Consider the following 25,509-nt stretch of genomic DNA (forward strand, 5'->3'; position numbering starts at 1 on the left):
TCTACCAGGGGAAGGGTCGGCAGCCTGGAGTGTCGATGACTCCACCAAGCTTTCAAAGTTCAGGCTGACGCAGATCCCACGCCAGAGCGGGAAAATCAAACGGCCACATCATTAGACACTGAGAGGATTATTTGAATTATTCCAGGGTAAATTTGGAATGCTTGCCTCGAACAATGCGACGATGAGCGAATGAAGAGGATTGAATAGTGCCCATCAACCACGAACTTGTGCCTCGCATCTCCGCGCCCACGAGACTGTTGCGGGCTGAATGGATCGGGTTTGTCCCGCGTCGTTGATGCAGGTGGCCTCGGGCGTGATGGCTTGCAGATGCGGAGGGGCAGCGCCTCCAGCGTTGAGAACCAGCCTTGGCTGTCGCGCATGAGCCTGCGCGCGGCCCACACCGAGGTCGCCGCAACGACACCCTCTCGTCAGGATCGCGGGAAGCGAACGCTCAAGCTTGCGATCGAAACATCCATGCCGAAGGAACCGTGCCGCCGAAGGCGCGTGGACGCTTCGATGCGCCGGACATTCCGACGATGAGCGATTTCACCGAGACCGCGGCGGCGATTCGCGCCTGCCGGCTCTGCGCGGAGGCGCCGCTTCACGGCCCTCCCCTCCCCGTGGCACCGCGTCCGATCGTGCAGGGCAGCGCTAGCGCGCGGCTGTGCATCGCGAGCCAGGCGCCGGGCCACCGTGCGTGGCGCAGCGGCCTCCCGTTCCAGGATGCGTCCGGACGCCGGCTGCGCGCATGGCTCGGCCTCGACGAGGCCACGTTCTACGACCCCGCCCGAATCGCGATCCTGCCGATGGGTGCCTGCTTCCCGGGCCACGACGCCCAGGGCGGGGATCTGCCGCCGCGGCGCGAATGCGCCGAGACGTGGCGGGCGCGGCTTTTCGCCGGCCTGCCGGACCTCGACCTGATCCTCGTCATCGGCCTCTACGCGCAGCACTGGCACCTCGGGCGCTCGCCCGACGGGCTCACCGGCACGGTGGCGCGCTGGCGCGAGTTGCTGGCCGGGTCGCACCCGCGGGTGCTGCCGCTGCCCCACCCGTCCTGGCGCAACAGCGGCTGGCTGCGGCGCCATCCGTGGTTCGAGGCTGAGCTGCTGCCGGTCCTGCGCCGGGAGGTCGCACGCGCGCTCCGTGCCGGATCGCCCCCGGCGGCTTGACGGCGGCGCGCCGCGGCCCGAGGAGCAGCGCCCCTCCCCGTCCCGTCAGCCCAGGTCCCGATGCCCGGCCCGCAGCCCCCTCCCGTCTCGATCGGGATCGATTTCGGCACGACCAACACCGTGGTGGCGCTCGCCGACGCCGACGGCCGCGTCGAGGCCGTGCGGTTCCGCCACGGCGACGCGGACCTCGCCGTCTACCTCTCCGCCCTCGCCTTCTGGCAGGAGGGCCGTGGCCTGAGCGCCCGCACCCGCATGGCGGGCGGGCCCTTCGCGGTCGAGGCCTTCGTCGAAGGGCATCTCGGCCTGCGCTTCATCCAGTCCTTCAAGAGCTTCGCGGCGAGCGGCGCCTTTCGCGAGACCCGGATCTTTCGCGATCGCTTCGCCTTCGAGGACCTGCTCGCCGCCTTCCTGCGCACGCTGGTGCAGGATGCGGGCGGGCTCGACCTCGCGGCGAGCCGGGTGGTGGTCGGGCGGCCGGTGCGGTTCGTCGGCCGCAACCCGGACGAGGCCCTGGCGATGCGCCGCTACGCCGGAGCCTTCGCGCGGCTCGGCGTGCGCGAGGCGCTCTACGCCTACGAGCCGGTCGGCGCCGCCTTCTTCTACGCCCGGCGCCTGGAGGCCGAGGCCACGGTGCTGATCGCGGATTTCGGCGGCGGCACCAGCGATTTCTCGGTGATGCGATTCGCGCGCGGGCCCGACGGCCGCCTCGGCGCCACGCCGCTCGGCCACAGCGGGCTCGGCATCGCGGGCGACACCTTCGACGCGCGCATCGTCGATCACCTCGTCGCGCCGCATCTCGGCAAGGGCGGCAGCTACCGCTCGATGGGGGACAAGATCCTGCCGCTGCCGGCGCACTACTTCGCCAGCCTGTCGCGCTGGCACCAGCTCGCCCTGATGAAGTGGTCGGGCGACCTCAAGGAATTGCGGGAGCTCGCGGGCGTGGCACTGGACCCCGCGCCGCTGGAGCGCTTCATCACGCTGATCGAGCACGATCTCGGCTTCGCGCTCTACCAAGCGGTCTCGGCCACGAAGGTCGCGCTCTCGGGGGCGCCGAGCGCCGACCTCGCCTTCCGGGGCGAGGGGACCGACGTGGAGGTGACCGGCACGCTCACCCGGGCGGCGTTCGACGCCCTGATCGCACCGGACATCGCGCGGATCGCCGGGGCGGTGGATCAGGCGCTGGCAGCGGCCGGGCTGGCGCCCGGGGCCATCGATCAGGTCTTCCTCACCGGGGGGACGTCCTTCGTCCCGGCGATCCGCGCCCTGTTCGTGGAGCGCTTCGGCGCGGAGCGCGTGGCGACGTCGGACCAGTTCGAGTCGATCGCGCACGGCCTCGCGCTGATCGGCCGGCAGCCGGATGCCGGCCGCTGGGCGGCCGAGGCCGCGTAGGACGGCCCGCTCAGCCGCGCGGAAAAACCCGGGCCTCGCTCGCCTGCAGGGCGAGGCGGTCGCCCTTGCGGTGCACGTCCGTGACCTTGACCTCGACGGGGACGTCCGAGCCGTCGAGCAGGATCTCCGCCACGGTGCCGCGGGCGGTGCGGCGCCACTCGCGCACCGTGCCGAGCAGCGCGGCGTCGTCCCCGCCCACCGTCAGGTGCCAGGGCCGCAGGCAGAGGTCGACCGGCCCCGCGGGCCAGTCCTCGCGGGCGCGCAGGGCCGCGCGGCCATCGATCCAGACCTGGCCGTCCGCGATGTCGGCGGCCACCCGCGCAGTCTCGCCGACGAAGGACATCACGAAGCGCGAGGCGGGATCGTCCTGGACCTCGTGGGGGGCGCCCACCTGCTCGATGCGCCCGCGGTTGAGGATCGCGATCCGGTCGGCGAGTTCGAGCGCCTCGTCCTGGTCGTGGGTGACGAAGACGGTGGTCTGACCGGTCTCGCGGTGGATCTCGCGCAGCCAGCGGCGCAGGTCCTTGCGCACCTGGGCGTCGAGCGCCCCGAAGGGCTCGTCGAGGAGGAGCACCGAGGGCTCGACGGCGAGCGCCCGGGCGAGCGCCACGCGCTGGCGCTGGCCGCCCGAGAGCTGCCCCGGATAGCGCGAGGCGAGGGTCGGCAGCTGCACGAGGTCGAGGAGCTGCCCGACGCGGCGCCGGATCTCGGCCTCGCCCGGACGGCGGCTGCGCTCGCGCGAGCGCAGGCCGTAGGCGATGTTCTCGAACACCGTGAGGTGGCGGAAGAGCGCGTAGTGCTGGAAGACGAAGCCGACGCCGCGGCGCTGCACCGGCACGTCGGTGGTGTCGGTGGCCCCGAAGAAGACGCGGCCCGCATCCGGGATCTCGAGGCCGGCGATCACGCGCAGGAGCGTGGTCTTGCCCGAGCCCGAGGGGCCGAGCAGCGCCAGCAGCTCGCCCGGCGCGATGGCGAGGCTCACGCCCTCCAGCGCCGCCGGCCCGTCGCCGCTGAAGGTCTTGACGATGCCGTCGACGCGCACCTCCGTGCCGGCGCTGCGCACCGTGCGGGCGGCGACCGGCTCGGCCTCCGCGCGCCCGCGGGCGGCCACGATGGCGTTCGAGGGAGCGAAGCCCGCCACCATCTCAGTGCGCACCCCGCCCGGCGAGGGCGTCGGCGTGGCGCCATTCGAGGAAGGTCTTGCCCGCCAGGGTGACGAGGGCCAGGAGAGCCAGGAGAGAGGCCATCCCGAAAGCCGCGACGTAGTTGTATTCATTGTACAAAATCTCGACGTGGAGCGGCATGGTGTTGGTGAGGCCCCGGATCCGGCCCGAGACCACGGAGACAGCGCCGAACTCGCCCATCGCCCGGGCGTTACACAGGAGTACGCCGTACAGCAGCGCCCACTTGATGTTGGGCAGCGTCACAGTGAGGAAGACCCGCCAGGGGCTCGCCCCGAGGGTTAACGCGGCCTCCTCGTCCGTGGTGCCCTGATCCTGCATCAAGGGGATCAACTCGCGCGCCACGAACGGGAAGGTGACGAACACCGTCGCCAGCACGATGCCCGGCACCGCGAAGATGATCTCGATGCCGTGGCGCTGCAGGAACGGCCCGAGCACGCCCTGCGAGCCGAAGATCAGCACGTAGATCAGCCCGGCCACCACCGGCGAGACCGAGAAGGGCAGGTCGATCAGCGTGATGAGGAGGTTGCGGCCGCGGAAGTCGAACTTGGCGATGGCCCAGGAGGCCGCGATGCCGAAGACCACGTTCAGCGGCACCGAGATCAGCGCCACGAGCAGCGTCAGGCGGATGGCCGCCTGGGCGTCGGGCTCCGCGAAGGTCGCGAGGTAGTTGCCGAGGCCCTTGCTCAGGGCCTCCGCGAACACCACCGCGAGCGGCAGCAGCAGGAAGAGCGCCAGGAAGCCGATCGCGGTGGCGATCAGCAGGATGCGCACGCCCTTCGTCTCGGTGAGGGCGGCGTGCGGCGCGGCGGGGCTGGGCAGGGCCGGGCTAGACATGGCCGAACCTGCGGCGGCTGAAGTCTTGGATCAGGTTGATCGCGAGCAATGCGCCGAAGGACATCAGCAGCATCACGGCCGCGATGGCGGTGGCGCCCGTGTAGTTGAATTCTTCCAGCTTGATCACGATCAGGAGCGGCGCGATCTCGGAGACGTAGGGCAGGTTGCCGGCCACGAAGATCACCGAGCCGTACTCGCCGACCGCGCGCGCGAAGGCGAGGGCGAAGCCGGTGAGCACCGCCGGGATGAGCGGGGGCAGGATGACGGTGGCGAGCGCCCGCGCGCGGGAGGCGCCGAGGATCGCGGCCGCCTCCTCGCTCGACCGGTCAATCTCGGCGATGAGGGGCTGCACGGTGCGCACGCTGAACGGCAGGCCGACGAAGACCAGCGCCACCAGGATGCCGAGCGGCGTGTAGGCGACCTTGAGGCCGAGCGCCTCCAGCGGCGCGCCGAGCCAGCCGTTCCCCGAGTACAGGGTGGCGAGGCAGATGCCCGCCACCGCGGTCGGCAGGGCGAAGGGCAGGTCGACGAGCGCGTCGATCACCCGCCGCCCGGGGAAGCGGTAGCGGGTGAGCACCCAGGCGATCAGCAGGCCGAACACCGCGTCGATGGCCGCCGCCGCGAGCGACAGGCCGAAGGAGGTCTTGAGCGCCGCGAGGTTGCGGCTGTCGGTCACGACCTCCCACAGGCCGGTCGGCCCGAGCGTCGAGGCGCGCAGGAGCAGCACCGCGAGCGGGATCAGGACGATGAGGCTGAGGTAGGTGACGGCGAAGCCGAAGGTGAGGCGGAAGCCCGGCATCGCGCTCGGCCGGCGGAAGGGCCGGCGCGAGGCGGCCCGGCCCGGCAGGCCGAGGGCCGCGGCCCCACTCATTGGCGCGCCTTCAGGATCGAGTCGAAGACGCCGCCGTCGTCGAAATGCGTCTTCTGCGCCTTGGCCCAGCCGCCGAACTCGCCGTCGATGGTGACGAGCTTCAGCTTCGGGAAGCGCGCGAGGTCCTCCTTGGCGGCGGCCGATTCGTCGCGCGGGCGGTAGAAGTGCTTGGCGATGATCGCCTGCGCGCGCGGCGTGTAGAGGAACTGCAGGTAGGCCTCGGCCGCCGCGCGGGTGCCCTTCTGGTCGACGTTGGCGTCGACGAGGGCCACGGGCGGCTCGGCCAGGATCGAGAGCGAGGGCACGACGATGTCGAACTTGCCCTTGCCGAATTCTTCGTCGGCCAGGAAGGCCTCGTTCTCCCAGGCGATCAGCACGTCGCCGATGCCGCGCTGCACGAAGGTGGTGGTGGCGCCGCGGGCGCCGGTATCGAGCACCGGCACGTTCTTGAACAGGGCGGCCACGAAGGCGCGCGCCTTCTCGTCGTCGTTGCCGTTCTGCGCGAGGCCGTGCGCGTAGGCGGCGAGGTAGTTCCAGCGCGCGCCGCCCGAGGTCTTGGGATTGGGGGTGATGACCTGGATGCCCGGCTTCACGAGGTCGTCCCAGTCCTTGATGGATTTGGGGTTCCCCTTGCGCACCAGGAAGACGATGGTCGAGGTGTAGGGCGTCGAGTTGTACGGCAGGCGTTTTTGCCAGTCGGCCGGGATCTTCTTGGAACGGGCGGCGATGGCGTCGATGTCGCTGGCCAGCGCCAGGGTCACGACGTCGGCGGGCAGCCCGTCGATCACCGCGCGGGCCTGCGCGCCCGAGCCGCCGTGCGAGGCCCGCACCGTCAGGGTCTCGCCGGCCTTCTGCTTCCACTCGGCCGCGAAGGCGGCGTCGATCGCCCGGTAGAGTTCGCGCGTCGGATCGTACGACACGTTGAGCAGGACCTTCTGGGCCTGGACCGGCGACGGCGCCGCTCCGGCCAGCAGCGCCGCCCCGGCGAGGAGCGCGAGGCTCTTCGCGCCAAAGAGCCGGCGCAGGCCCGCGAACAGGCCGCCGCGCGTCGGCTCAACCTGCGTCGCCGCCGCGGTCCCCGGAGGGCCGGAGGTTTTCGCGGGCGCCTCTGCCGGCGCCTGGACCAGGCCGAGGGCCGCGGTGTCGGTGGTCTCCCGGTCGATCAGGATCAGGCTGCCGGTGTCGCGATTCTCGCGGTAGGAATCGACCGCGACGGCCCGGTCGAGGCTCAGCGTCACCTCGCCGATGTCGTTGACGGCGAGGCGGTCGACCGCCTCCGACTGCCCGGTCTCGGGGTCGATGCGGGAGCGGATGCTCTCGACCACCGCGTTCGCCGTCACGGTGCCGACCTTGGCGAGCAGCGTCGCACCGGGGGTGAGGTCGCCCTCGCGCACCCAGAACAGGCGCACGTCGAGCCGCTCGGTCACGCGCGGCGGTGCGCCGGCCGCCGCGATCACGCTGCCGCGGGAGGCGTCGATCTCGTCGGCGAGCACCAGCGTCACCGACTGGCCGGCGATCGCAGCGTCGAGGTCGCCGTCCGCCGTGACGATGCGCGCGATGGTGGAGGAGCGGCCGGACGGCAGCACCGTCACGGCATCCCCCGGCGCCACGCGCCCGGAGGCGATCAGCCCCGAGAAGCCGCGGAAATCCGGGTTCGGCCGGTTCACCCACTGCACCGCCATGCGGAAGGGCGCGACCTCCTCCTCGACATGGGCGGGCACCTCTTCGAGGTATTGCAGCAGCGGCGGGCCGGCGTACCAGGGCGCGGCCGCGCCGGGCAGCACGACGTTGTCGCCGTTCGCCGCCGAGAGCGGGATCGCCGTGACATCGGTGAAGCCGAGCGGCGCCGCGAAGTCCGAGAACGCGGCAGAAATCGCCTCGAACCGATCCTGCGACCAGCCGATCAGGTCCATCTTGTTGACGGCGAGCAGCACGCGCCGGATGCCGAGCATCGAGACGAGCAGCGCGTGGCGCCGGGTCTGGCGACTGAGGCCCTTGCGGGCATCGACCAGCAGCACCGCGACGTCCGCCGTCGAGGCGCCCGTCGCCATGTTGCGGGTGTACTGCTCGTGGCCGGGGGTGTCGGCGACGATGAACGAGCGCCGCTCGGTCGAGAAGAACCGGTAGGCGACGTCGATGGTGATGCCCTGCTCGCGCTCGGCCTGCAGGCCGTCCACGAGGAGCGCGAGGTCGATCTCGGCCCCGCGCGTGCCGTGGCGACGCGAATCGCGCTCCAGCGCGCTCACCTGATCGTCGAAGATCTGCTTGGTGTCGTGCAGCAGGCGCCCGATCAGCGTCGACTTGCCGTCGTCGACCGAGCCGCAGGCGATGAAGCGCAACACCTCCTTGCGCTGGTGGACCGCGAGGAACGCCTCGTAGCCGAACGCGCGGGTGGACTGATGCACCGTCATCAGAAGTAGCCTTCCTGCTTCTTGCGCTCCATCGCGCCGGCCCCGTCCTTGTCGATGACCCGGCCCTGGCGCTCGGAGGTGCGCGCCGCCAGGGTCTCGCCGATGATCTCGGGCAGCGTCGCGGCCCGGCTCTCGACCGCGCCGGTCAGCGGGTAGCAGCCCAGGGTCCGGAACCGGACCGTCCGCATCTCCGGCGTCTCGCCGGGCTCCAGCGGCAACCGCGCGTCGTCCACCATGATGAGCTGCCCGTCGCGCCGCACCACGGGGCGCTCGGCCGCGTAGTAGAGCGGCACGATCGGGATCTTCTCCTGCTCGATGTAGAGCCAGATATCGAGCTCGGTCCAGTTCGACAGCGGGAAGACGCGCAGCGACTCGCCCCGCTTCTTGCGCAGGTTGTAGAGGTGCCACGGCTCGGCGCGCTGGCGCTTGGGATCCCAGCGGTGCTGGGCGGTGCGCAAGCTGACGATGCGCTCCTTGGCGCGCGAGGCCTCCTCGTCGCGCCGCGCGCCGCCGAAGGCCGCGTCGAACTTGTGCCGGTCGAGGGCCTGGCGCAGCGCCTGCGTCTTCATCACGTCCGTGTGGACCTCGGAGCCGTGGCTGATCGGCCCGATGCCGCGGGCGAGCCCGTCCGGGTTGGTGTGGACGATGAGGTCGAGGCCGAGCTCCTTCACCCGCTGGTCGCGGAAGGCGATCATGTCCCGGAACTTCCACGTCGTGTCGACGTGCAGCAGCGGGAACGGCAGCCGTCCGGGCGCGAAGGCCTTGAGGGCGAGGTGCAGGAGAACCGAGGAATCCTTGCCGATGGAGTAGAGCATCACCGGGTTCTCGGTCTCGGCGACCGTCTCCCGCATGATGTGGATGCTCTCCGCCTCCAGCCGCTGCAGGTGGGTCAGGCGCGGCGCGGCCTCAGCGATGGACTTCAGGGCGGCGCTCATGCGGCCAACTCCGGATTGAACGATTGCGACACATTGCCGGCCGATTGCGCCGGGCCGGTGGCGGAGGCCCCCGGCGCGCCGGCCACATGCAGGCCGCACTCCTTCTTGGAGGCCTGCTCCCACCACCAGCGCCCGGCCCGCTCCGGCTCGCCCACCTTCACGGCGCGCGTGCAGGGGGCGCAGCCGATCGACGGGAAGCCGCGGTCGTGCAGGACGTTGTAGGGAACGAAGTTGTCGTGGACGGTCCGGGCCACGTCCTCGCGCGACCAGTCCGCCAGGGGGTTGATCTTGATGAGGCCGCGGGCGGCATCGGCCTCGGCGAGCGGCGTCGCCGCGCGGTTCGCCGACTGCCCCGCCCTCAGGCCGGTGATCCAGGCCGCCGCCCCGTCGAGGGCACGGCCGAGCGGCACCACCTTGCGGAAGCCGCAGCAGGCCTGGCGGGCCTCCACCGAGTGCCGGAACCCGTTGATGCCGGATTCCGCCACGAAGCGCTCCTCGGCCTCGCGGTCGGGCACGTAGGCGCGGATGCGGAAGCCGTAGGCCGCCTCGGTCTCGGCCCAGACGTCGTAGGTCTCTGGGAAGAGCCGGCCGGTGTCGAGGGTGACGATCTCGGCCCGCGACTTGGCCATGCGCAGGTGGTGCGTCAGGGCCTGATCCTCCAGGCCGAAGCTGGTGGTGAACACCAGCCGGCCGGCGACCGTGCGGTCGATGAGAGCGAGGCGCGCCGCGACGTCGAGGGGAGCCAGCGCCGAAGCGAGCTCCTGCGCCGCGCGTTCGAGAGACTGCGTCATGGACCTGTGCCTGATGGACCCGGGGGCGAGCCCGAAGAGCGATGACGATGGGGAACGATGCTTGTCCGACCCGGTAAGTGTTCGCTATACCGAACGGTGTCAAGGCACGGCAGCCTTGTGCGGTGAAGGAAATGCCGCGCCGCAACGTCGTTTCGGGGCACCCATTGGTCCACCGATACGACTGGACGTCACCCGAGAGAGAAGGTTCTTCTATGGATGGGCCTTCACAGCCGGAAAACCATCTACCCAGTCCGGAGATTAACCGTTGGATGCCATCGATCTGAAGATTCTGGCCCTGCTGCAGCAGGACGCCACCCTGTCCATCGCGCAGATCGGCGAGCGCGTCGGGCTGTCGCAGACGCCCTGCTGGAAGCGCATCCAGCGCCTGGAGGCCGACGGGGTGATCGACCGGCGGGTGGCCGTGCTCGACCCCGTGAAGCTCGGCCTCGGCCTCACCGTGTTCGTGTCGGTGGAGACCAGCGATCACTCGCGCGAGTGGCTGGACCGCTTCGCCTCGGCCGTGGCGGCCATGCCGGAGGTGCTCGAATTCTACCGGATGGCCGGCGACGTCGACTACATGCTGCGGGTCGTCGTCTCCGACATGCAGGCCTACGACGCCTTCTACAAGCGCCTGATCGAGTCCCTGCCGCTCAAGAACGTCACCTCCCGGTTCGCGATGGAGAAGGTGAAGAGCACCACGGCGCTGCCGCTGCCCACCGCCCCCTTCACGCCGGTGCTGGTCGCGGCGAACGGAAAATAAAATTCTCCCGCAGCGCGACATGGCGATAGCGTTGCTCTCCTCCCGGGCCGTTCTTTAAACAGAACATTCTCATTGACTCGCGGCCCTCCGCATCACACATGAAGCGTGCCATGTCCCGTCCCGCCCTGCTCCCCCGCACGGCCCCTTTCGGCGATGCCGAGCGGGCCCATCTCGACGCCGCCCTCGGTGCGGCGACCCCGATCCAGCGCGCATGGCTGGCGGGCTTCCTGGCCGGCCTCGACGCCGCCGCCGGCACCGGCGCGCCCGCGGTCGAGCAGCCCCAGGCCGCCGCGCCGCCGCGGGCGGCCGAACCGCTGACGATCCTGTTCGCGAGCGAATCGGGCAACTCGGAAAAGCTCGCGGGCGACATCGCCAAGCAGGCGCGCAAGACCGGCTTCAAGCCGAAGGTGGTCGATTTCGCCGACCTCGACCTCGCCGTGCTGCCGAAGGAGAAGCGCGTCCTCGTGGTGGCGGCGACCTGGGGCGAGGGCGAGCCGCCGGCCCGCGCGGTGCGCGCCTACGGGGAACTGATGGGCGAGGGTGCGCCGCGGCTCGACGGCGTCGAGTTCGGCGTGCTGGCGCTCGGGGACACCTCCTACGCGGAATTCTGCGCGATCGGAAAACATCTCGACGCGCGCTTCGAGGCGCTGGGCGCCAAGCGCGTGCTCGACCGGGTCGATTGCGACCTCGACTTCGACAAGCCGGCCGCTGCCTGGATCAAGGACGCGCTCAAGGCGCTGGCGCCGGCCGAGCCCGCCGGCAACGTCGTGGCGGTGGATTTCGCCCGCGCGGCCGGGGCTGAGGCCGAGGAGGCCGAGGTCAGCCGCGCGCCCGTCACCGTCGAGGTGATCGAGCACGTCAACCTGAATTCTTCGCGCTCCGACAAGGAGACGATCCACCTCGCGCTCGCCTTCGAGGACGGAGCGCCTCCTTACGAGCCCGGCGACTCGCTCGAACTCTACCCGGAGAACGATCCGGCGCTGGTCGACGAGATCCTGAAGGCAGCCGACCTCGCGGGCGACGCGGCCCTCCGGCAGGCGCTGCTGGCCGAGCGGGACATCACCACCCTGTCCGCGGCCACGATCGAGCGCTTCGTGAAGGCGACCGGCCACGCAGAGGCGCGCCGGCTCCTCGACAGCGGCGAGGCCCGGGCCTGGATCGAGGGCCGCCACCTCATCGACCTGATCCAGACCTATCCGGCCAAGCTCACGGCCGCGCATCTCACCGAGATCACCCGGCCGCTGCCGCCGCGAGCCTATTCCATCGCCTCCTCGCGCAAGGAGGTGGGGGACGAGGCGCACCTCACCATCGCGGCGGTGCGCTACGCCACCCACGGCCGCGCGCGCACCGGCGTCGCGTCGGTCCACGTGGCCGACCGCATCCGCACCGGTGCCAAGCTGAAGGTGCGGGTGAAGCCCAACAAGCACTTCCGCCTGCCGGCCGATCCCTCGACCGACATCATCATGGTGGGGCCCGGCACCGGCGTCGCGCCCTTCCGGGCCTTCGTGCAGGAGCGCCGCGCCGCGGAAGCTCCGGGCCGCAACTGGCTGTTCTTCGGCGACCGGCACTTCACCCACGACTTCCTGTACCAGCTCGAATGGCAGGACGCCCTGGAGGACCGCTCGCTCCACCGCATCGACGTCGCCTTCTCGCGCGACCAGCCCGAAAAGATCTACGTGCAGGACCGCCTCTACGCGCAGCGCCGCGAGGTGGTGGAGTGGCTGGAGAACGGCGCCCACTTCTACGTCTGCGGGGACGCCAAGGCGATGGCCAAGGACGTCCGGGCCGCCCTGGTGCGGGCCTACGCCGAGGTGAAGGCCCTCTCGCCGGAGGCCGCCGAGGCGGCGGTGGCGGGGCTGGAGCGCGCCAAGCGCTACCAGCAGGACGTTTACTGAGACTCTCTTTCCCACGATGATCGCGGGATCCCCTCTCCCGGATGGGAGAGGGGCAGGGGGATCGAAGATCCCACATGAGGGTGGAGACGGCGCCACACGAAGGCTGCCCCGTCCCCCTCACCGGCTCGACGCCTCAAGCCATACCCTGAAGGCGAGCCACCCTCACCCCTGCCCCTCTCCCATCCGGGAGAGGGGTTTCGCGCCTGGCACGGATCACCGCCATGGACGACCACAAGACTCCCGCTCCGCCCCGCGAGCGCAGCTACGAGACACCGCCGGCCGAGGGTCCGATCACGGATGCCGAGGCGGCCCGCGCCGCGGCGCTGTCGGCCAACGAGCATATCAAGATCGCCAGCGGCTACCTGCGCGGCACGCTGGCGGACGGCCTGCTCAAGCACGCCACCGGCGCGATCTCCGACGATGACGGGCAGCTCGTGAAGTTCCACGGGATGTACCTGCAGGACGACCGCGACCTGCGGGCGGAGCGCACCAAGAAGAAGCTGGAGAAGGCTTTCTCCTTCATGATCCGCCTGCGCATCGCGGGCGGGGTGGTGACGCCCCAGCAGTGGCTGGTCCTCGACGACATCGCGCGCACCTACGCCAACGGCTCGCTGCGGGCGACGACGCGCCAGACCTTCCAGTATCACGGCGTCATCAAGTCGAACCTGAAGCGCACGATGGCGGCGATCGATGCGGCGCTGCTCGACACCATCGCGGCCTGCGGCGACGTCAACCGCAACGTGATGGCGGCGACCAACCCGGCCCAGACCGGCGCGCACAAGGCCGCCTACGCGCTGGCCAAGGACATCTCGGATTCGCTGCTGCCCAAGACCAATGCGTGGCGCGAGATCTGGCTCGACGGCGAGCGCGTGGTGGGCGGCGAGGACGAGGCGGTGGAGCCGATCTACGGCAAGACCTACCTGCCGCGGAAGTTCAAGACCGTGGTCGCGGTGCCGCCCTCCAACGAGGTCGACATCTTCGCCCACGACCTCGGCTTCATCGCGATCCTCGACAAGAAGAACAAGCTCAAGGGCTGGAACGTCACGGTCGGCGGCGGCATGGGCATGACCCACGGCGAGACCGACACCTTCCCGCGCACCGCCGACGTGATGCTGTTCTGCGAGCCGCAGGACGCCCTCAAGGTCGCGGAGGCGGTGATGACCGTCCAGCGCGACTGGGGCAACCGCAAGGTGCGCAAGAACGCCCGCCTCAAGTACACGATCGAGCGCTACGGCCTCGCCGCCTTCCGGGCCGAGGTCGAGCGGCGCGTCGGCAAGCCGCTGCAGGATCCCAAGCCCTTCCGGTTCGAGTCGAACGGCGACCGCTACGGCTGGGTCGCGGGCGAGGACGGGCGCCACCACCTCACCCTCTACGTGCCCTCCGGCCGCATCCGCGACAACGAGGGCGGGCCGCGCTACCTGTCGGGCCTGCGCCGGATCGCCGAGGTGCACCAGGGCGACTTCCGCCTCACCGGCAATCAGAACGTCATCATCGCCAACGTCCCGGCCGACCGGAAGCCGGAGATCGACGCGCTGGTCGAGGAATACGGCCTCACCACCGGGGCGGGCGCCCTGCGGCGCAACAGCCTCGCCTGCGTGGCGCTGCCGACCTGCGGCCTCGCGCTGGCCGAGAGCGAGCGCTACCTGCCCGACCTCGTCACCGAGTTGGAGGAGAGCCTCGCGGCGCACGGCCTCGCCGAGGAGGACATCACCATCCGGATGACCGGCTGCCCGAACGGCTGCGCGCGGCCCTTCATCGCCGAGATCGGCCTCGTGGGGCGGGGGCCGGAGCGCTACAACCTCTACCTCGGCGCGGCCTTCGACGGGTCGCGGCTCTCGAAGCTCTACTCCGAGGACGTCACGGCCGGCGAGATCCGCGCCACGCTCGATCCGCTCTTCGCGGCCTACGGGCGGGACCGGCAGCCGGGCGAGCGCTTCGGCGACTTCGTGATCCGCGCCGGCTACGTGGCGAAGACCATCAACGGCCCGGATTTTCACGACCGGACCGGTCCGCTGCAGGCGGTGGCGTAATCGTCGGACGGCGCCGGCTTGGGCTCCCCGGGGCACCCGAATCAGATCGCCACGCGTCCCACAATGCGCGGGGAACCCTTCTCCCGTGCGGGAGAAGGGCAGGGATGAGGGTCCCGGGAGGGAGCCGCAGTGAGACACGGGGCGTAGTGAGGGGAGCGGAGCGGTTCAGTCAGCAACCAACCTCAATGCTGGTCGCCGATACCGTCCTGCCTTCCTGCGGCACACTCCCGGGACCCTCACCCCTACCCCTCTCCCGCTCGGGAGAGGGGATCCCGCACTGTCCGCGCCCGTCCGTCTGCCGCCCGCGAAGGTGTTTTCCGAGATGCGGACCTACTCCGAGGCCGGGTTCGCCGGCTGGGGCGGCGCGGAGGTGGTGGGCTGCGGGCCGTCGTAGCCCTCGATCACGATGAGGTCGATCTCGGCCCCGCCCTCCTGCTTGGCCCGGGCGGCTTGGTACTCGGGCGAGTGCCAGCAGGCCATTGCATCCGCGTGGCTCGGGAATTCGATCACGACGTTGCGGGCACGGCTGCTGCCGCTCACCGCCTCGAACGGCCCGCCGCGCACGAGGAAGCGCCCGCCGAACTTGGCGAAGGCGGCGCCGTTCGCCGCCACGTAGTTCTTGTAGGTGTCGGGATTGGTCACGTCGACGCGGCCGATCCAGTATCCCTTGGGCATGGTCATCCTCCCTGCTCGATCAGAGCGCGTCCGCCATCTCGGCGACGATGCGCTGGGCCACGCCGCGCGGGTCGGCCGCGGCGGTGATGGGGCGGCCGACGACGATGTGATCGACGCCGGCGCGGATCGCGGCGGCCGGCGTCACCACGCGCTTCTGGTCGCCGGTCTCCGATCCGGCCGGGCGGATGCCCGGGGTGACGATGAGGCGGCCGGGTCCGACGAGGTCGCGCACCTGCGCGGCCTCGGTGGCCGCACAGACGATGCCGTCGATGCCGATCTCGCGCGCCGCCAGCGTGCGGACCGCCACGAGGTCGGCGACGGGAAGCGCGTAGCCCGCCTCCCGGGCGTCCTCGTCGTCGTAGGAGGTGAGCACCGTCACGGCGAGGAGGCGCAGCGCACTGCCCGCCACCGCATCGCGCCCCCGCACGGCGGCCCGCATGGTCTGCGGATAGGCGTGGACCGTCAGCAGGTGGGCGCCGAGCCGCGCCAGCGACTGCACGCCCTCCTCGACGGTGTTGCCGATGTCATGGAGCTTGAGGTCGAGGAAGACCTTCGCCCCGCCCGCCACCAGCCGCTCGGCGAGCGCGAGCCCGCCCGCGTAGCCGAGCCGATAGCCGATCTTGTAGAACGAGGCGGCATCGCCCAGGCGCTCGATCAGGCGCTCGGCCTCGTCGGTGCTCGCCATGTCGAGGGCGACGATCAGGCGGTCGCGGACGGCGATCGGGTCGGGCAGATGCGGGTCGGGCAGATGCGGGTCGGGCATGGGCGCTCGCAGGATGGCCGCTCCCGCGACACGGCCGGCGCGGCGGGGCACCGGCGGTCATCGCCCAAGGCGCCCCGTCGCGCAACCGAGGCAAGGCCGGGCAGGCCGCATCGTCCGTGGATGCCGCCCGGCCCCGACCGCGGCCCGCCCTGCTTGGCCTCTACTTGGCCTTCAGGAAGTCGCCGACCTCGAGCAGCACGAACTCGTTGTCGTCCACGGTGTTCGGCTCGCGGCTGGCCGAGAACGGCAGGTTGTTGTCGTTGCCGACCACGATGTGCCGGTCGTCGACCACCTCGACGTTCTCGATCGTGAAGAACGGGAAGGCGAGCGCGCCGTCCGTGAGCGGTTTGCGGGCCCGCTTGGCCGGGTCGGCGATCCGCATCAGGTCGATCGACCCGATCTTGCGCACCGGGCCGCCCTGGTTGGCGTCCGTGAGTTCGATCTTGAACACGCGCTTGAAGCGGGCCGGCATCGCGAAGCAGTCGGGCCGCTTCTGGCCCTCCGGGCAGGCCTTGTCGGCGGTGCCCTCGCCGTCGTCGCGCTCGATGACGAGGCCGGTCGTGGCGTCGATCATGTTGAAGTCGCCGATGGCGTGACCGTTCGCCTCCAGCGGATAGGTCCAGAACCGTCCGGTCCAGCTGCGCGAGGCCACGTCGAATTCGAGGATGCGCAGGACCTCGCGGCCGTCGCGTTTCTCCCAATCCTTCGCCTCGGCGTCCCAGAGCGGGCCTTCGAGCAGCGGGTAGAGCCGGCGGCCGGCGGGCGAGGCCGCCATGCCCTCGAAGCCCTTGGAGCGCCGGACGTTGAAGCTCACCGACCCGGTCGGGGTCGCGGGCGTGGTCACGGCCATGTGGTCGGGCGAGCGAGCCGGCTTGCCGCCGACGCTGGTCTCCACTACCGCCACGATCCGGCCGGTGCGGTCGGCCTGGATCAGGTAGGGGCCGAACTCGTCGCCGATCCAGAAGTCGTCGCCGACGATCTGGACGCTCTCCGGATCGAAGTCGCTGCCCGTGAGGTAGCGCGCCTCGGTGCCCTCGTTGGCGATGCGGAACGGCACGCGCTTGTCGGGATCGCGCAGGAAGACGGTGTCGAGGCGCTCGACGGCGCCCGTGTCGAAATCGATGCGGTAGCGGTCGAGATAGAGCATCGCGTCCGGCGAATTGGCCTTGGCGCCGAAGCCGTTGTCGGTCAGCACCCAGAAGGTGCCGTCGGGCAGCCGTTTGATGCCCGAATGGCCCTGGAGCGGCTGGCCCCGGAACGGCAGCTTGAGCGAGGTCGGCCGGCCCATCGACTGCGCCTCGACCGTGCCGGGCGCCTCCACGCGGCGGCCTGTGGTGAACTTGCCGGAGACCGTCAGGTCCGCGGGCGCGTCGGCGGGCGCCGGGATGAAGGTCTGCGCGGGGAGGACCGCGTGGCCGGCCAGGGTCGCCGGGAAGGTCTGGGGCTGCTGTTGCGCGACCGCCGCCGAGGAGGCGGCGAGCAGGAGGGCGATGACCGGAAGGCGACAGGTCGGCATGGATGTCCTCATGAACCGTACCGCGCCCTTCTCGGTCGGGTGCATGTCGCCCCGGTGACAGCCTCGGCCGTTCTCCACGGCTGCCCTCGCGGCGAAACCGGGCCTCGGCTCAGCCGCCGAAGCGCTCGGTGCGGATGCGGCCGGCCGGCACCCCGGCATCGACCAGGAGGTCGGTCGCGGCGCTCACGAACGGGTTGCTGCCGCAGACGAAGCAGTGCGCAGGCGCTCCGAGCCGGTCCAGCGCCTCCGCCATCCGCGCGGCGTCGAGGCGACGGCCGCCGGGGACGCGGGTGAGGTTCAGCATCAGCCCGAAAGGCGGTTCTTCGGCGTCGCGCCGCAGCAACTCCTCGCGGGCGATGACCTCCTCCGGCACCCGCGCGGAGTAGACGAGGAGCGCCGGCACGCCCGGGGCGGCGTGGGCGCGGTGGCGCAGCATCGACAGGAGCGGGACGACGCCCGAGCCGCCACCCACGAGGAGGAGCGGTCCCCCCTGCCCCGCCTCCCAGGTGAATGCGCCGATCGGGCCGCGCAACTCGATCGTGTCGCCGGCCGCCGCCACCTCGGCGAAGAAGCCCGAGACCTCGCCGTCGTCGAGATGCTCGATCAGGAGGTCGAACCGGGCGCTCTCCTCCGGGCTCGACCCGATCGAGTAGCTGCGCTGGGCCTGATAGCCGTCCGGCGCGGTGAGGCGCACGTCCACGTGCTGGCCGGCCCGAAAAACGAAGGGATGGCGGGGCGCCAGCGTGAAGCGGCGTACCCGCGGCGTCTCCGCCGCGACGGCGACGATCGCCGCCTCCTGCCAGCCGCGCGCCACGTCAGTCGTCCGAGAACCGCTGCTCGCGCCAGGGGTCGCCGTACATGTGGTAGCCGCGCAGCTCCCAGAACCCGGCTTCGTCCTTGGCGGTGAAGCGAAGCCCCTTCACCCACTTGGCGCTCTTCCAGAAATACAGGTGCGGCACGAGCAGCCGCGCGGGGCCACCGTGATCGGGCGGGATCGGCTCGCCCGCATAGGCGGTCGCCACCATGGCCTTGCCGCCCACGAGGTCGGCCACCGGCACGTTGGTGGTGTAATCGTCGTAGCCCTCGGCCAGCAGGAAGTCCGTGGGCGCCGCGAGGCCGGCCGCCGCCAGGATGTCGTCGAACGACACGCCCTCCCAGGCGGTGTCGAACTTCGACCACTTGGTGACGCAGTGGATGTCGCCCGTCCAGCGGGTGCGCGGCAGCGCCGCGAACTCGGCCCAGGTCCAGCGCTTCAGGGGCTTGGCGCCGTGCGAGAGCGTGAAGCTCCAGCGCGCGAGGTCGATCCGCGGCGTCGGCCCGAGCTGCAGGACCGGGAAATCCTCGGTCAGGTACTGGCCGGGCGGCAGCCGCTCCTCGACCGGCTGCGGCGGCCGGCGCCCCGTGAATCCTCGCGTCGCCATGCGTGTCTCCTCGCGTCCCCGACGGAGATGGCGGAGAGGGGCGCAGCCGTCGAGGGGGTGCGGTCAGCCCGTGCCCGGGTCGACCTCGTCACCCTGCTTCTTGCCCGGATGGGCGCCCGAAGCATCGCCGTCCTTCTCGCCGTCCTGCGGAACGGCGGCGACGCCCTTGAGGTCGTCGGCCGTGACCGGGCGGTCGGTGCGGGCCGGCTTTTCCTTCTCCTGGCTCATCGGCCTCTCCTCACCAATCCACGCGGCCCTTGGTTTTCTCGGTCCGGTACTCGCCGCCCGCGACCTTCTCGTCCTCGTGGGGACCCTGAGCGGCCTTCTGGTCGGAATGGCCACCCGAACTGCCGCCCACAGAGGCCGGCGGGCGGCCGGGCGTGCCGGCCTTGGACCACTCGCCCGCGCGGCTCGCCTCGTCGCGGCCGCCGCCGTCCTGGCCGGTGATGGCCGCCTGCTGCGGGGTCTGGTGGCCGTCGCCGGCCGCGGGACCGCCGGGCCGGCCGACCACGTCGTCGGGTTTGCGCGTCATGACTCGATCACCCCTTGGCTCACTTGTCCGGTTCGCCGACCACGGCGGTCGCGCGCTCGATCGCCTCCGCGGCGGCGGGCCGCGCGGACGGGTCGCTGATCCGCCGCAGATTCTCCGGCGGGGTCTCGGCCTCGGTCGCCTCCACCGCGTCGGTGGCGCCGATCGCGTCGAGGCGGTTGAAGTCCGACGCCTCGCGGGCGATCCGGGCCTCGTCGGTCGGATCGCTCTTCACGTCGCGCTGCGTCCGGCGGGCCAAGCCGACGTCCAGCGGGCTGTCCTGGCCCATGTCCTGGCCGTTGCGGTCCGTGTACGGATCGAAATCCTGCAGCGAGGGACGCGCTTCCTCCGTCCCGGGCCGATCTGCCTTGGCCATCCGCGACTCCTTCTTCCCTGGACCGTCTGCATGGACCGGGACAACTCGGGGCCGGAGCCGAAGTTGCGGCGCTGCCAGTTGCGCGAATCACCAAGCTCGGCTAGACGGCCCGGCTGCGGCCCGTCCGGCCGCAGTTTGATCCGGGAGGCGAGACATGCGGCCTGTGCCCACTCGCCCCGTTCGCTGACGGGGCATCGACGCGACCGGGCCTGATTGTTCGGGCCGTTCCGTCCTGATCGCGGAAGCGCGGCCGACGCCGCGGCGACCGACTCCGTTCGCGCGACTCCCGACCTCGCCGAGGCGGGACCGGATTCTCAGACTTCATGAGCACGTCATCGATCGTGACGCGCGGGCCGAAGGTCCGCGTGATCGCCTCCGCCTCGACCTGGATCGAGGGCGAGGCGCTGGACCAGCTCGACGCCGCCGCCCGCCTCCCCGGCATGATCGAGGCGGTCGGCATGCCGGATCTCCATCCGGGCAAGGGCAGCCCGGTCGGGGCCGCCTTCCTGGCCGAGGGCATGATCCACCCGGCCCTCGTCGGCACCGACATCGGCTGCGGCATGGCGCTGTGGCGCACCGACCTCGACCGCCGCAAGGCGCGTCCCGACCGGCTCGCCCCGCGGCTGGAGGGGCTTGATGCGCCCTGGGACGGCGACACGGCCGCGTGGCTCGCCGCGCGCGGCCTCGCGCCGACGCCCCACGACGCGGGCCTCGGCACGGTGGGGCACGGCAACCACTTCGCCGAGATTCAGGTGGTGGAGGCGGTGCACGACGAGGCAGCCTTCGAAGGCCTCGGGCTTTCCCGCACGGACGTCCTGCTCCTCGTCCATAGCGGGAGCCGCGGCCTCGGCGAGGCCGTGCTGCGCGTGCATGCGGAGCGCTTCCGGGCCGAGGGGCTGGCGGCCGGCACGCCGGAGGCCGCCGCCTACCTCGCGGCCCACGACGGCGCCGTCGCCTGGGCGCGGGCGAACCGCGACCTCGTCGCCCACCGCGTCCTCGCGGCCCTCGGGGCGGGCGGCGCCTGCCTGTTCGACCTCTGCCACAACGCCGTGACGCCGGCCGGCCCCTGCGGCTGCTACCTGCACCGCAAGGGGGCGGCGCCGGCCGATCGCGGGCCGGTGGTGATCCCGGGCTCGCGCGGCGACGTCAGCATCCTGGCGGAGCCGGTGCCGGACCGGGCCGACGCCCTCTGGTCCCTCGCGCACGGCGCCGGCCGCAAGCTCGCCCGGCACGAGGCCAAGGGCAAGCTGCGCGGCCGCTATCGGCGGGAGGATCTGACCCGCAACCCCTGGGGCGGTGCCGTGGTCTGCGGCGACGAGCGCCTGCTCTGGGAGGAGGCGCCCGAGGCCTACAAGGACGCGACCCGGGTGGTCGGCGACCTCGTGGAGGCGGGGCTGGTCCGCGTGGTGGCGGTGCTGCGCCCGCTCGTCACCTTCAAGTGCTCGACGGAGCGCGGGGAGGCAGCGCGACGAGACAAGCGGGCGCGGCTGCGCGAGCGCGGCGAGGCCCGCCGCGCCAAGCACGCGGGCCAGCGCGGAGACCGGCCATGATCCTGCATCTCACGGCCGGGCGCGGCCCGGCCGAGTGCCGGCTCGCGGTGGAGCGCCTCGTGCCCCTGGTGCTCGGCGAGGCGGAGCGGGCGGGCCTCGCGGCCGCCTGCCTGGAGGACAGGGGCGGCTCCGCCCTCCTGCTGATCGAGGGCGAGACGGCGGAGGCCTTCTGCGCCGGCTGGAGCGGCAGCGTGCTCTGGCGCTGCCCGAGCCCGCTGCGGCCCGGGCACCGGCGCAAGAACTGGTTCGTGCGCATCGCCGCCCACCCGCTCGCCGCCGCCCTCCCGGACGGGATCGCACCCGGGGACCTCGCCTGGGACACCTTCCGGGCCGCGGGTCCGGGCGGGCAGCACGTGAACCGCACGGAGAGCGCGGTGCGGGTGCGCCATCGGCCGAGCGGCCTCGTGGTCGCGTGTCGGGAGGGGCGCAGCCAGCACCGCAACCGGGCGCTGGCCCTGGTGAAGCTGCGGATCGCTCTCGCGGCGCGGCAGGACGAGATCGCGAAGGCGGCCACGGAAGCCCTCTGGCACGACAGCGTGGCGGGCGGGGAGCGCGGCACCGACGCGGCGATCCGGATCTACGAAGGACCGGGCTTCCGCCGCCTGCGGTGACGGCTGGAGCCGCCGGCCCGATGCCATCCACGGTACACGACCGTCCACCACGGCGATGCCGTGGTGCGGCGAGCGTCAGGCCCGGATCGACAATGGTCCAGGAGAAGCGGCGGCGTCTCGGCGAAGCGCTCCGGGCGCGGCTTGGCGAGCCGGCCGGAAATGACGGCGAGGGGCTCCGGATTCCGTGCAAACCACACCCCGCGCTCGTCCATCGACGGGATTGCTGCGAAGGTGGCCTCTGCGATCCGATCGCCCCGGCACTCCTTCGGTTCCCGCACCCCTCACCCTCGGGCACCGCATGGCGATTGCGGCGGGAATCGGGCGGCGCCCTCTTTCATCCCGGCGCGGCCTGGCGCAGTCTTGCGGCATGTCGCCGCCGGGAAGAGCGGCTGCGCGTCGAATGGAGGTACGCCGATGGTGATGCCGAACCGTCTCGTGAAATCCGCCTGGATCGCCGCCGAGGTGACGCGAGACTCGGCCGAGAAGGTCTTGGTGGTGGAAGCCTACATCGCCGTGAGCCCGCTGGAGAGCGGCTACGACGCGGTGCGCTACGGGCATCTCGTGGAGGATGTCCGCCGGATCCTGGCCGAGAACCCGGATATCGACCGGGCCTCGATCCTGAGCGTGCACCGGGAATCGCGCTGCGCCGCCCTCTTCCGCCGCGCGGTGCCGGATTGCGAGGGCAAGCCCGAACTGGTGGCCTGATGACGGGCCCCGGTCTTTCCCGAGACCGGGGCCCGCCACCGGATCAGATGCCCTCGAAGAGGGCCGACGAGATGTAGCGCTCGGCGAACGAGCAGGCGACGGTGACGATCCGCTTGCCGCGGAACTCCGGCCGGGCGCCGATCTCCAGCGCCGCCGCCACGTTGGCGCCCGTCGAGATGCCGCCCGGAATGCCTTCCAGCCGCGACAGCAGGCGGGCGGTGTCGAAGGCGGCCTGGTTCGAGACGGTGACGACCTCGTCGATCACCTCGCGGGCGAGCACGTTCGGGACGAAGCCGGCACCGATGCCCTGGATCTTGTGCGGGCCGGGATTGCCGCCCGAGAGCACCGGCGAGTCCACCGGCTCGACCGCGATGACGCGCAGGCTCGGCAGCCGCGGCTTGATGACCTGGCCGACGCCCGTGATGGTGCCGCCGGTGCCGACGCCGGCCACGAAGGCGTCGAGCTGCCCCTGGGTGTCGTTCCAGATCTCCTCCGCGGTGGTCTTGCGGTGGATCTCGGGATTGGCCGGGTTGTTGAACTGCTGCGGCATCACCGAGCCGGGGATCTCCTTGAGCAGCTCCTCGGCCTTGGCGACGGCGCCCTTCATGCCCTGCGGGCCGGGGGTCAGCACGAGTTCGGCGCCGAGGAAGGCCAGCATCTTGCGGCGCTCGATCGACATCGTCTCGGGCATGACCAGGATCAGCCGGTAGCCCCGCGCGGCCGCCACGAAGGCGAGCGCGATGCCGGTGTTGCCGGAGGTCGGCTCGACCAGCGTGCCGCCGGGCTTCAGCGTGCCGGAGGCTTCGAGCGAGTCGATCATGTTGACGCCGATCCGGTCCTTCACGGAGGCGATCGGGTTGAAGAATTCGAGCTTGAGCAGGATCTCCGCCTCGACGCCGCGCTCCTTGGGCAGGCGGTTGAGGCGCACGAGCGGGGTGTTGCCGATGGTCTCGGTGATCGATCCGTAGACGCGGCCGTGGCCGGGCTTGCGGCCACTATCCTGGGTGGTGGAGGCGGCGTCGGCCATGACAATTCTCCTGAGGCGGTCACGCTGGGGCAGGGACGCCCCGATCACCGCGCACGCCTAGCTCAAATCCGCCAAGGCGTCGAGGCATCGCGAACCCTGGGATAGCGACTTGTGGAAGATTCCTCTTCCAGTCCAAGCCGCCCTCATCATCCGTCGACTTGTCTTCCGATAGACTCTTCTCTCTCACACTCGATCTGTAGCAAATTCATCTCCACCACGCCGCGGCGCGGGAAACGGAATCGCTACCGCCAGGCTCTCCGGCCAGTCAGGCGGGCTCCATGCGCCCGAGTTGCGGCAGCACGGCCTCGGGGGGGCCCGAGGCGACGAGGCACCCGCCGTCGAGCACGTGCACCACGTCGGCGCGCGCGAGGCTGGTGAGGCGGTGGGCGATCATCACCAGCGTGCGCGTGCCCGAGAGAGCGGACAGCGCCGCCATCACGGTCTCCTCGGTCTCGGCGTCGAGCGCAGAGGTCGCCTCGTCGAAGACCAGCACGTCGGGATCGTGGTAGAGCGCCCGGGCGATGCCGATGCGCTGGCGCTGGCCGCCCGACAGGCGCGCGCCGCGCTCGCCGACCCGGGTGCCGTAACCCTCTGGCAGCGCGGCGATCACCTCGTGGATGCCCGCCAGACGGGCCGCCCGCTCCACCGCCGCCGGATCGGGATCCTCGATGCCGAGCGCGATGTTGTCGGCCACCGTGGCGTCGATGAGAAAGACCTCCTGCGGCACGTAGCCGATCCGGTTCTGCCACGCGGGCAGCGTGCGCGCGTCGAGCACGACCCCGTCGACCCGTATGCTCCCCTCCCCCGGCGCGAGCAGGCCGAGCAGGAGCCCGATCAGCGTCGACTTGCCCGAGCCCGTGCGGCCGACGAGGCCGACCGTGGTGTGGGCATCGATGGTGAGATCGAGGCCGCGCAGCGTCGTCCGGCCGGGCTCGTACGCGAAGGAGACGCCCTCGAAGCGGATCGCCTCGCGGAACGGCAGCCGCTCCCGGTCGCGCGGCGGCGGCTCGCGCTCGGCCGCCAGCTCGCGGACCACCAGCGACACGGTCGGCAGGTGGAAGCGCAGCAGCGACAGGGAGTTGAAGATATTCTGGAAGGCCGGGAGCATGCGGTAGCCCGCGAAGGCGAACAGCCCCAGCAGCGGCAGCAGCGCGGCCGTGTCGAGACCGCGCGCCAGGGCGAAGAGCACCACCACGATCACGCCCCCGAAGGCCAGGGCCTCGATCACGAAGCGCGGCATCTGCCCGGTGAGATGGCTCGCCGCCGTGGCGCGCGCGAAGGCGCGGGCGGGCGCGTCGAACCGCCCGGCGAAGGCCCGCGCCCGCCCGTAGAGCGTCAGCTCCGTCAGCGCCCCGAAGGTCTCCTGCACCACCCGGAAACGCCGCTCGTTGTCGGCGGTGGCGCGGGCGCCGAGGCGCGAGAGCCGCGCGCGGATCACGAGGTAGAGCGCGATGTAGAGGCCGCCGAAGCCGAGGCCGAGCACCAGCGCGAGGCCGGGCGCGTACAGGAGGAGAAAGAGCGCGATCGCCGAGGCCGACACGACCCGCGAGGCGACGACGAGGCTCGGCGTCAAGACCCCCGCGACCAGCCGATCGGTCTCGGAGAGAACGTTCTTGGCGAGCTCCGCGCTGTTGGTGCGGGCGAAGAACAGCCGGTCGCGCGCCACGTAGCGGGCGAAGAGCCGGCGGGCGAAGCCGTAGCCCGCGAGATGCGCGAACAGGAGCTGCGCGTAGGTCAGCGCGGCGTTGACGACGCTCGTCGCCAGGATGGCGAGGAGCGCGGCCCCGCCCATCGCCATCAGGAAGGCCCGGTCGTCGCCGAGCCCGAGCGCGGCGCGGATCTCCGCGATGTGCGGCACCCGGTCGAGGGCCGCGGGATTGCCCACGAGGGTCAGGAACGGGATGACGGAGGCGACCCCCGCCATCTCGAACAGGCCGGCGAGCCCCAGGCCGGCGGCGATCAGGGCGAGGCGCCGCCGGTCGCGCGGTCGCATCGCGTGGACGAGGTCGATCAGCGCACGCATGCGGGGGCGGTACGCGGCCGGAGCCGGAGAGGCAAGGCGCCGTG

General features: G+C 71.6%; 24 protein-coding genes and 1 pseudogene. 8 read left to right on the plus strand and 17 right to left on the minus strand.

What is annotated here, in order from left to right:
- Positions 1-536 precede the first annotated feature (536 nt).
- Both ACKUB9_RS14705 and ACKUB9_RS14710 read left to right on the plus strand, forming a co-directional pair.
- Positions 537-1,169: a uracil-DNA glycosylase family protein gene (locus ACKUB9_RS14705; RefSeq protein WP_407524234.1), complete on the plus strand. Its 633-nt coding sequence runs from the start codon at positions 537-539 to the stop codon at positions 1,167-1,169.
- Between the two features lie 60 nt (positions 1,170-1,229).
- Positions 1,230-2,558, plus strand: a complete 1,329-nt coding sequence (locus tag ACKUB9_RS14710) for an Hsp70 family protein (protein WP_407524236.1) — start codon at positions 1,230-1,232, stop codon at positions 2,556-2,558.
- A 10-nt stretch (positions 2,559-2,568) separates the two neighbouring features.
- Here the strand turns inward: ACKUB9_RS14710 and ACKUB9_RS14715 are convergent, their stop codons facing one another.
- From ACKUB9_RS14715 to ACKUB9_RS14745, 7 genes and pseudogenes are all read right to left on the minus strand, one after another.
- Positions 2,569-3,702 (minus strand): sulfate/molybdate ABC transporter ATP-binding protein, encoded by a 1,134-nt coding sequence (locus ACKUB9_RS14715; protein WP_407524238.1) that lies wholly within the window; start codon positions 3,700-3,702, stop codon positions 2,569-2,571.
- Between the two features lies 1 nt (position 3,703).
- Complete coding sequence (cysW, locus tag ACKUB9_RS14720; protein WP_407524240.1) at positions 3,704-4,576, minus strand: sulfate ABC transporter permease subunit CysW; 873 nt, start codon at positions 4,574-4,576, stop codon at positions 3,704-3,706.
- Positions 4,569-5,447, minus strand: a complete 879-nt coding sequence (gene cysT / locus ACKUB9_RS14725; protein ID WP_407524242.1) for a sulfate ABC transporter permease subunit CysT — start codon at positions 5,445-5,447, stop codon at positions 4,569-4,571. Before cysT ends, cysW begins: the two co-directional genes overlap by 8 nt.
- Positions 5,444-6,472 (minus strand): sulfate ABC transporter substrate-binding protein, encoded by a 1,029-nt coding sequence (locus tag ACKUB9_RS14730; protein ID WP_407524431.1) that lies wholly within the window; start codon positions 6,470-6,472, stop codon positions 5,444-5,446. The genes cysT and ACKUB9_RS14730 overlap by 4 nt, the downstream gene beginning before the upstream one ends.
- Positions 6,455-7,858: pseudogene (gene cysN, locus ACKUB9_RS14735) on the minus strand (sulfate adenylyltransferase subunit CysN); the annotation flags it as partial. The pseudogene cysN and the gene ACKUB9_RS14730, both read right to left, overlap by 18 nt.
- A complete protein-coding gene (cysD, locus tag ACKUB9_RS14740; protein ID WP_407524244.1) occupies positions 7,858-8,793 on the minus strand; it encodes a sulfate adenylyltransferase subunit CysD in 936 nt (311 codons plus the stop codon). The pseudogene cysN and the gene cysD, both read right to left, overlap by 1 nt.
- Positions 8,790-9,584, minus strand: coding sequence for a phosphoadenylyl-sulfate reductase (locus tag ACKUB9_RS14745; protein WP_407524246.1), 795 nt, complete (start codon positions 9,582-9,584; stop codon positions 8,790-8,792). Before ACKUB9_RS14745 ends, cysD begins: the two co-directional genes overlap by 4 nt.
- Positions 9,585-9,849: 265 nt before the next feature.
- On the opposite strand from ACKUB9_RS14745, the gene ACKUB9_RS14750 reads away from it, so the two are divergent.
- The 3 genes from ACKUB9_RS14750 to ACKUB9_RS14760 all read left to right on the plus strand — a co-directional run bounded on the left by ACKUB9_RS14750 (position 9,850) and on the right by ACKUB9_RS14760 (position 14,269).
- Positions 9,850-10,344, plus strand: a complete 495-nt coding sequence (locus ACKUB9_RS14750; protein ID WP_407524248.1) for an Lrp/AsnC family transcriptional regulator — start codon at positions 9,850-9,852, stop codon at positions 10,342-10,344.
- Positions 10,345-10,454: 110 nt separating this feature from the next.
- Complete coding sequence (locus ACKUB9_RS14755) at positions 10,455-12,239, plus strand: diflavin oxidoreductase (protein WP_407524250.1); 1,785 nt, start codon at positions 10,455-10,457, stop codon at positions 12,237-12,239.
- 221 nt (positions 12,240-12,460) lie between these two features.
- A complete protein-coding gene (locus ACKUB9_RS14760) occupies positions 12,461-14,269 on the plus strand; it encodes an NADPH-dependent assimilatory sulfite reductase hemoprotein subunit (RefSeq protein WP_407524252.1) in 1,809 nt (602 codons plus the stop codon).
- 330 nt (positions 14,270-14,599) lie between these two features.
- On the opposite strand, the gene ACKUB9_RS14765 is transcribed toward ACKUB9_RS14760, so the two are convergent.
- From ACKUB9_RS14765 to ACKUB9_RS14800, 8 genes are all read right to left on the minus strand, one after another.
- Positions 14,600-14,944: a DUF1330 domain-containing protein gene (locus tag ACKUB9_RS14765; RefSeq protein ID WP_407524254.1), complete on the minus strand. Its 345-nt coding sequence runs from the start codon at positions 14,942-14,944 to the stop codon at positions 14,600-14,602.
- Between the two features lie 19 nt (positions 14,945-14,963).
- Positions 14,964-15,707, minus strand: a complete 744-nt coding sequence (gene pyrF, locus ACKUB9_RS14770) for an orotidine-5'-phosphate decarboxylase (protein WP_407524256.1) — start codon at positions 15,705-15,707, stop codon at positions 14,964-14,966.
- 160 nt (positions 15,708-15,867) lie between these two features.
- Positions 15,868-17,223, minus strand: coding sequence for an esterase-like activity of phytase family protein (locus ACKUB9_RS14775; protein WP_407524258.1), 1,356 nt, complete (start codon positions 17,221-17,223; stop codon positions 15,868-15,870).
- 109 nt (positions 17,224-17,332) lie between these two features.
- Complete coding sequence (locus ACKUB9_RS14780; protein WP_407524260.1) at positions 17,333-18,037, minus strand: FAD-binding oxidoreductase; 705 nt, start codon at positions 18,035-18,037, stop codon at positions 17,333-17,335.
- Position 18,038: 1 nt separating this feature from the next.
- Positions 18,039-18,644, minus strand: coding sequence for a sulfite oxidase-like oxidoreductase (locus tag ACKUB9_RS14785; RefSeq protein ID WP_407524262.1), 606 nt, complete (start codon positions 18,642-18,644; stop codon positions 18,039-18,041).
- Positions 18,645-18,707: 63 nt separating this feature from the next.
- Positions 18,708-18,872: a hypothetical protein gene (locus ACKUB9_RS14790; protein WP_407524264.1), complete on the minus strand. Its 165-nt coding sequence runs from the start codon at positions 18,870-18,872 to the stop codon at positions 18,708-18,710.
- 10 nt (positions 18,873-18,882) lie between these two features.
- Positions 18,883-19,176 (minus strand): hypothetical protein, encoded by a 294-nt coding sequence (locus ACKUB9_RS14795; protein ID WP_407524266.1) that lies wholly within the window; start codon positions 19,174-19,176, stop codon positions 18,883-18,885.
- A gap of 19 nt (positions 19,177-19,195) precedes the next feature.
- Positions 19,196-19,549: a hypothetical protein gene (locus ACKUB9_RS14800; RefSeq protein WP_407524268.1), complete on the minus strand. Its 354-nt coding sequence runs from the start codon at positions 19,547-19,549 to the stop codon at positions 19,196-19,198.
- A gap of 323 nt (positions 19,550-19,872) precedes the next feature.
- Between ACKUB9_RS14800 and ACKUB9_RS14805 the strand changes: the two genes are divergently transcribed.
- From ACKUB9_RS14805 to ACKUB9_RS14815, 3 genes are all read left to right on the plus strand, one after another.
- The gene (locus ACKUB9_RS14805; RefSeq protein ID WP_407524270.1) at positions 19,873-21,099 is read left to right on the plus strand and encodes an RNA ligase RtcB family protein; all 1,227 of its coding nucleotides are present in this window, start codon (positions 19,873-19,875) and stop codon (positions 21,097-21,099) included.
- Positions 21,096-21,710 (plus strand): peptide chain release factor-like protein, encoded by a 615-nt coding sequence (locus tag ACKUB9_RS14810; RefSeq protein WP_407524272.1) that lies wholly within the window; start codon positions 21,096-21,098, stop codon positions 21,708-21,710. The genes ACKUB9_RS14805 and ACKUB9_RS14810 overlap by 4 nt, the downstream gene beginning before the upstream one ends.
- A 414-nt stretch (positions 21,711-22,124) precedes the next feature.
- Complete coding sequence (locus ACKUB9_RS14815; protein WP_407524274.1) at positions 22,125-22,415, plus strand: hypothetical protein; 291 nt, start codon at positions 22,125-22,127, stop codon at positions 22,413-22,415.
- Between the two features lie 43 nt (positions 22,416-22,458).
- Here ACKUB9_RS14815 and cysK read toward each other — a convergent pair whose 3' ends face one another.
- A complete protein-coding gene (cysK, locus tag ACKUB9_RS14820) occupies positions 22,459-23,442 on the minus strand; it encodes a cysteine synthase A (protein ID WP_407524276.1) in 984 nt (327 codons plus the stop codon).
- 265 nt (positions 23,443-23,707) lie between these two features.
- A complete protein-coding gene (locus tag ACKUB9_RS14825) occupies positions 23,708-25,465 on the minus strand; it encodes an ABC transporter ATP-binding protein (protein WP_407524278.1) in 1,758 nt (585 codons plus the stop codon).
- Between the last annotated feature and the right edge of the window lie 44 nt (positions 25,466-25,509).

This window comes from Methylobacterium oryzisoli, assembly GCF_046557895.1.
GTDB classification, from domain to species: Bacteria; Pseudomonadota; Alphaproteobacteria; order Rhizobiales; family Beijerinckiaceae; genus Methylobacterium; species Methylobacterium oryzisoli.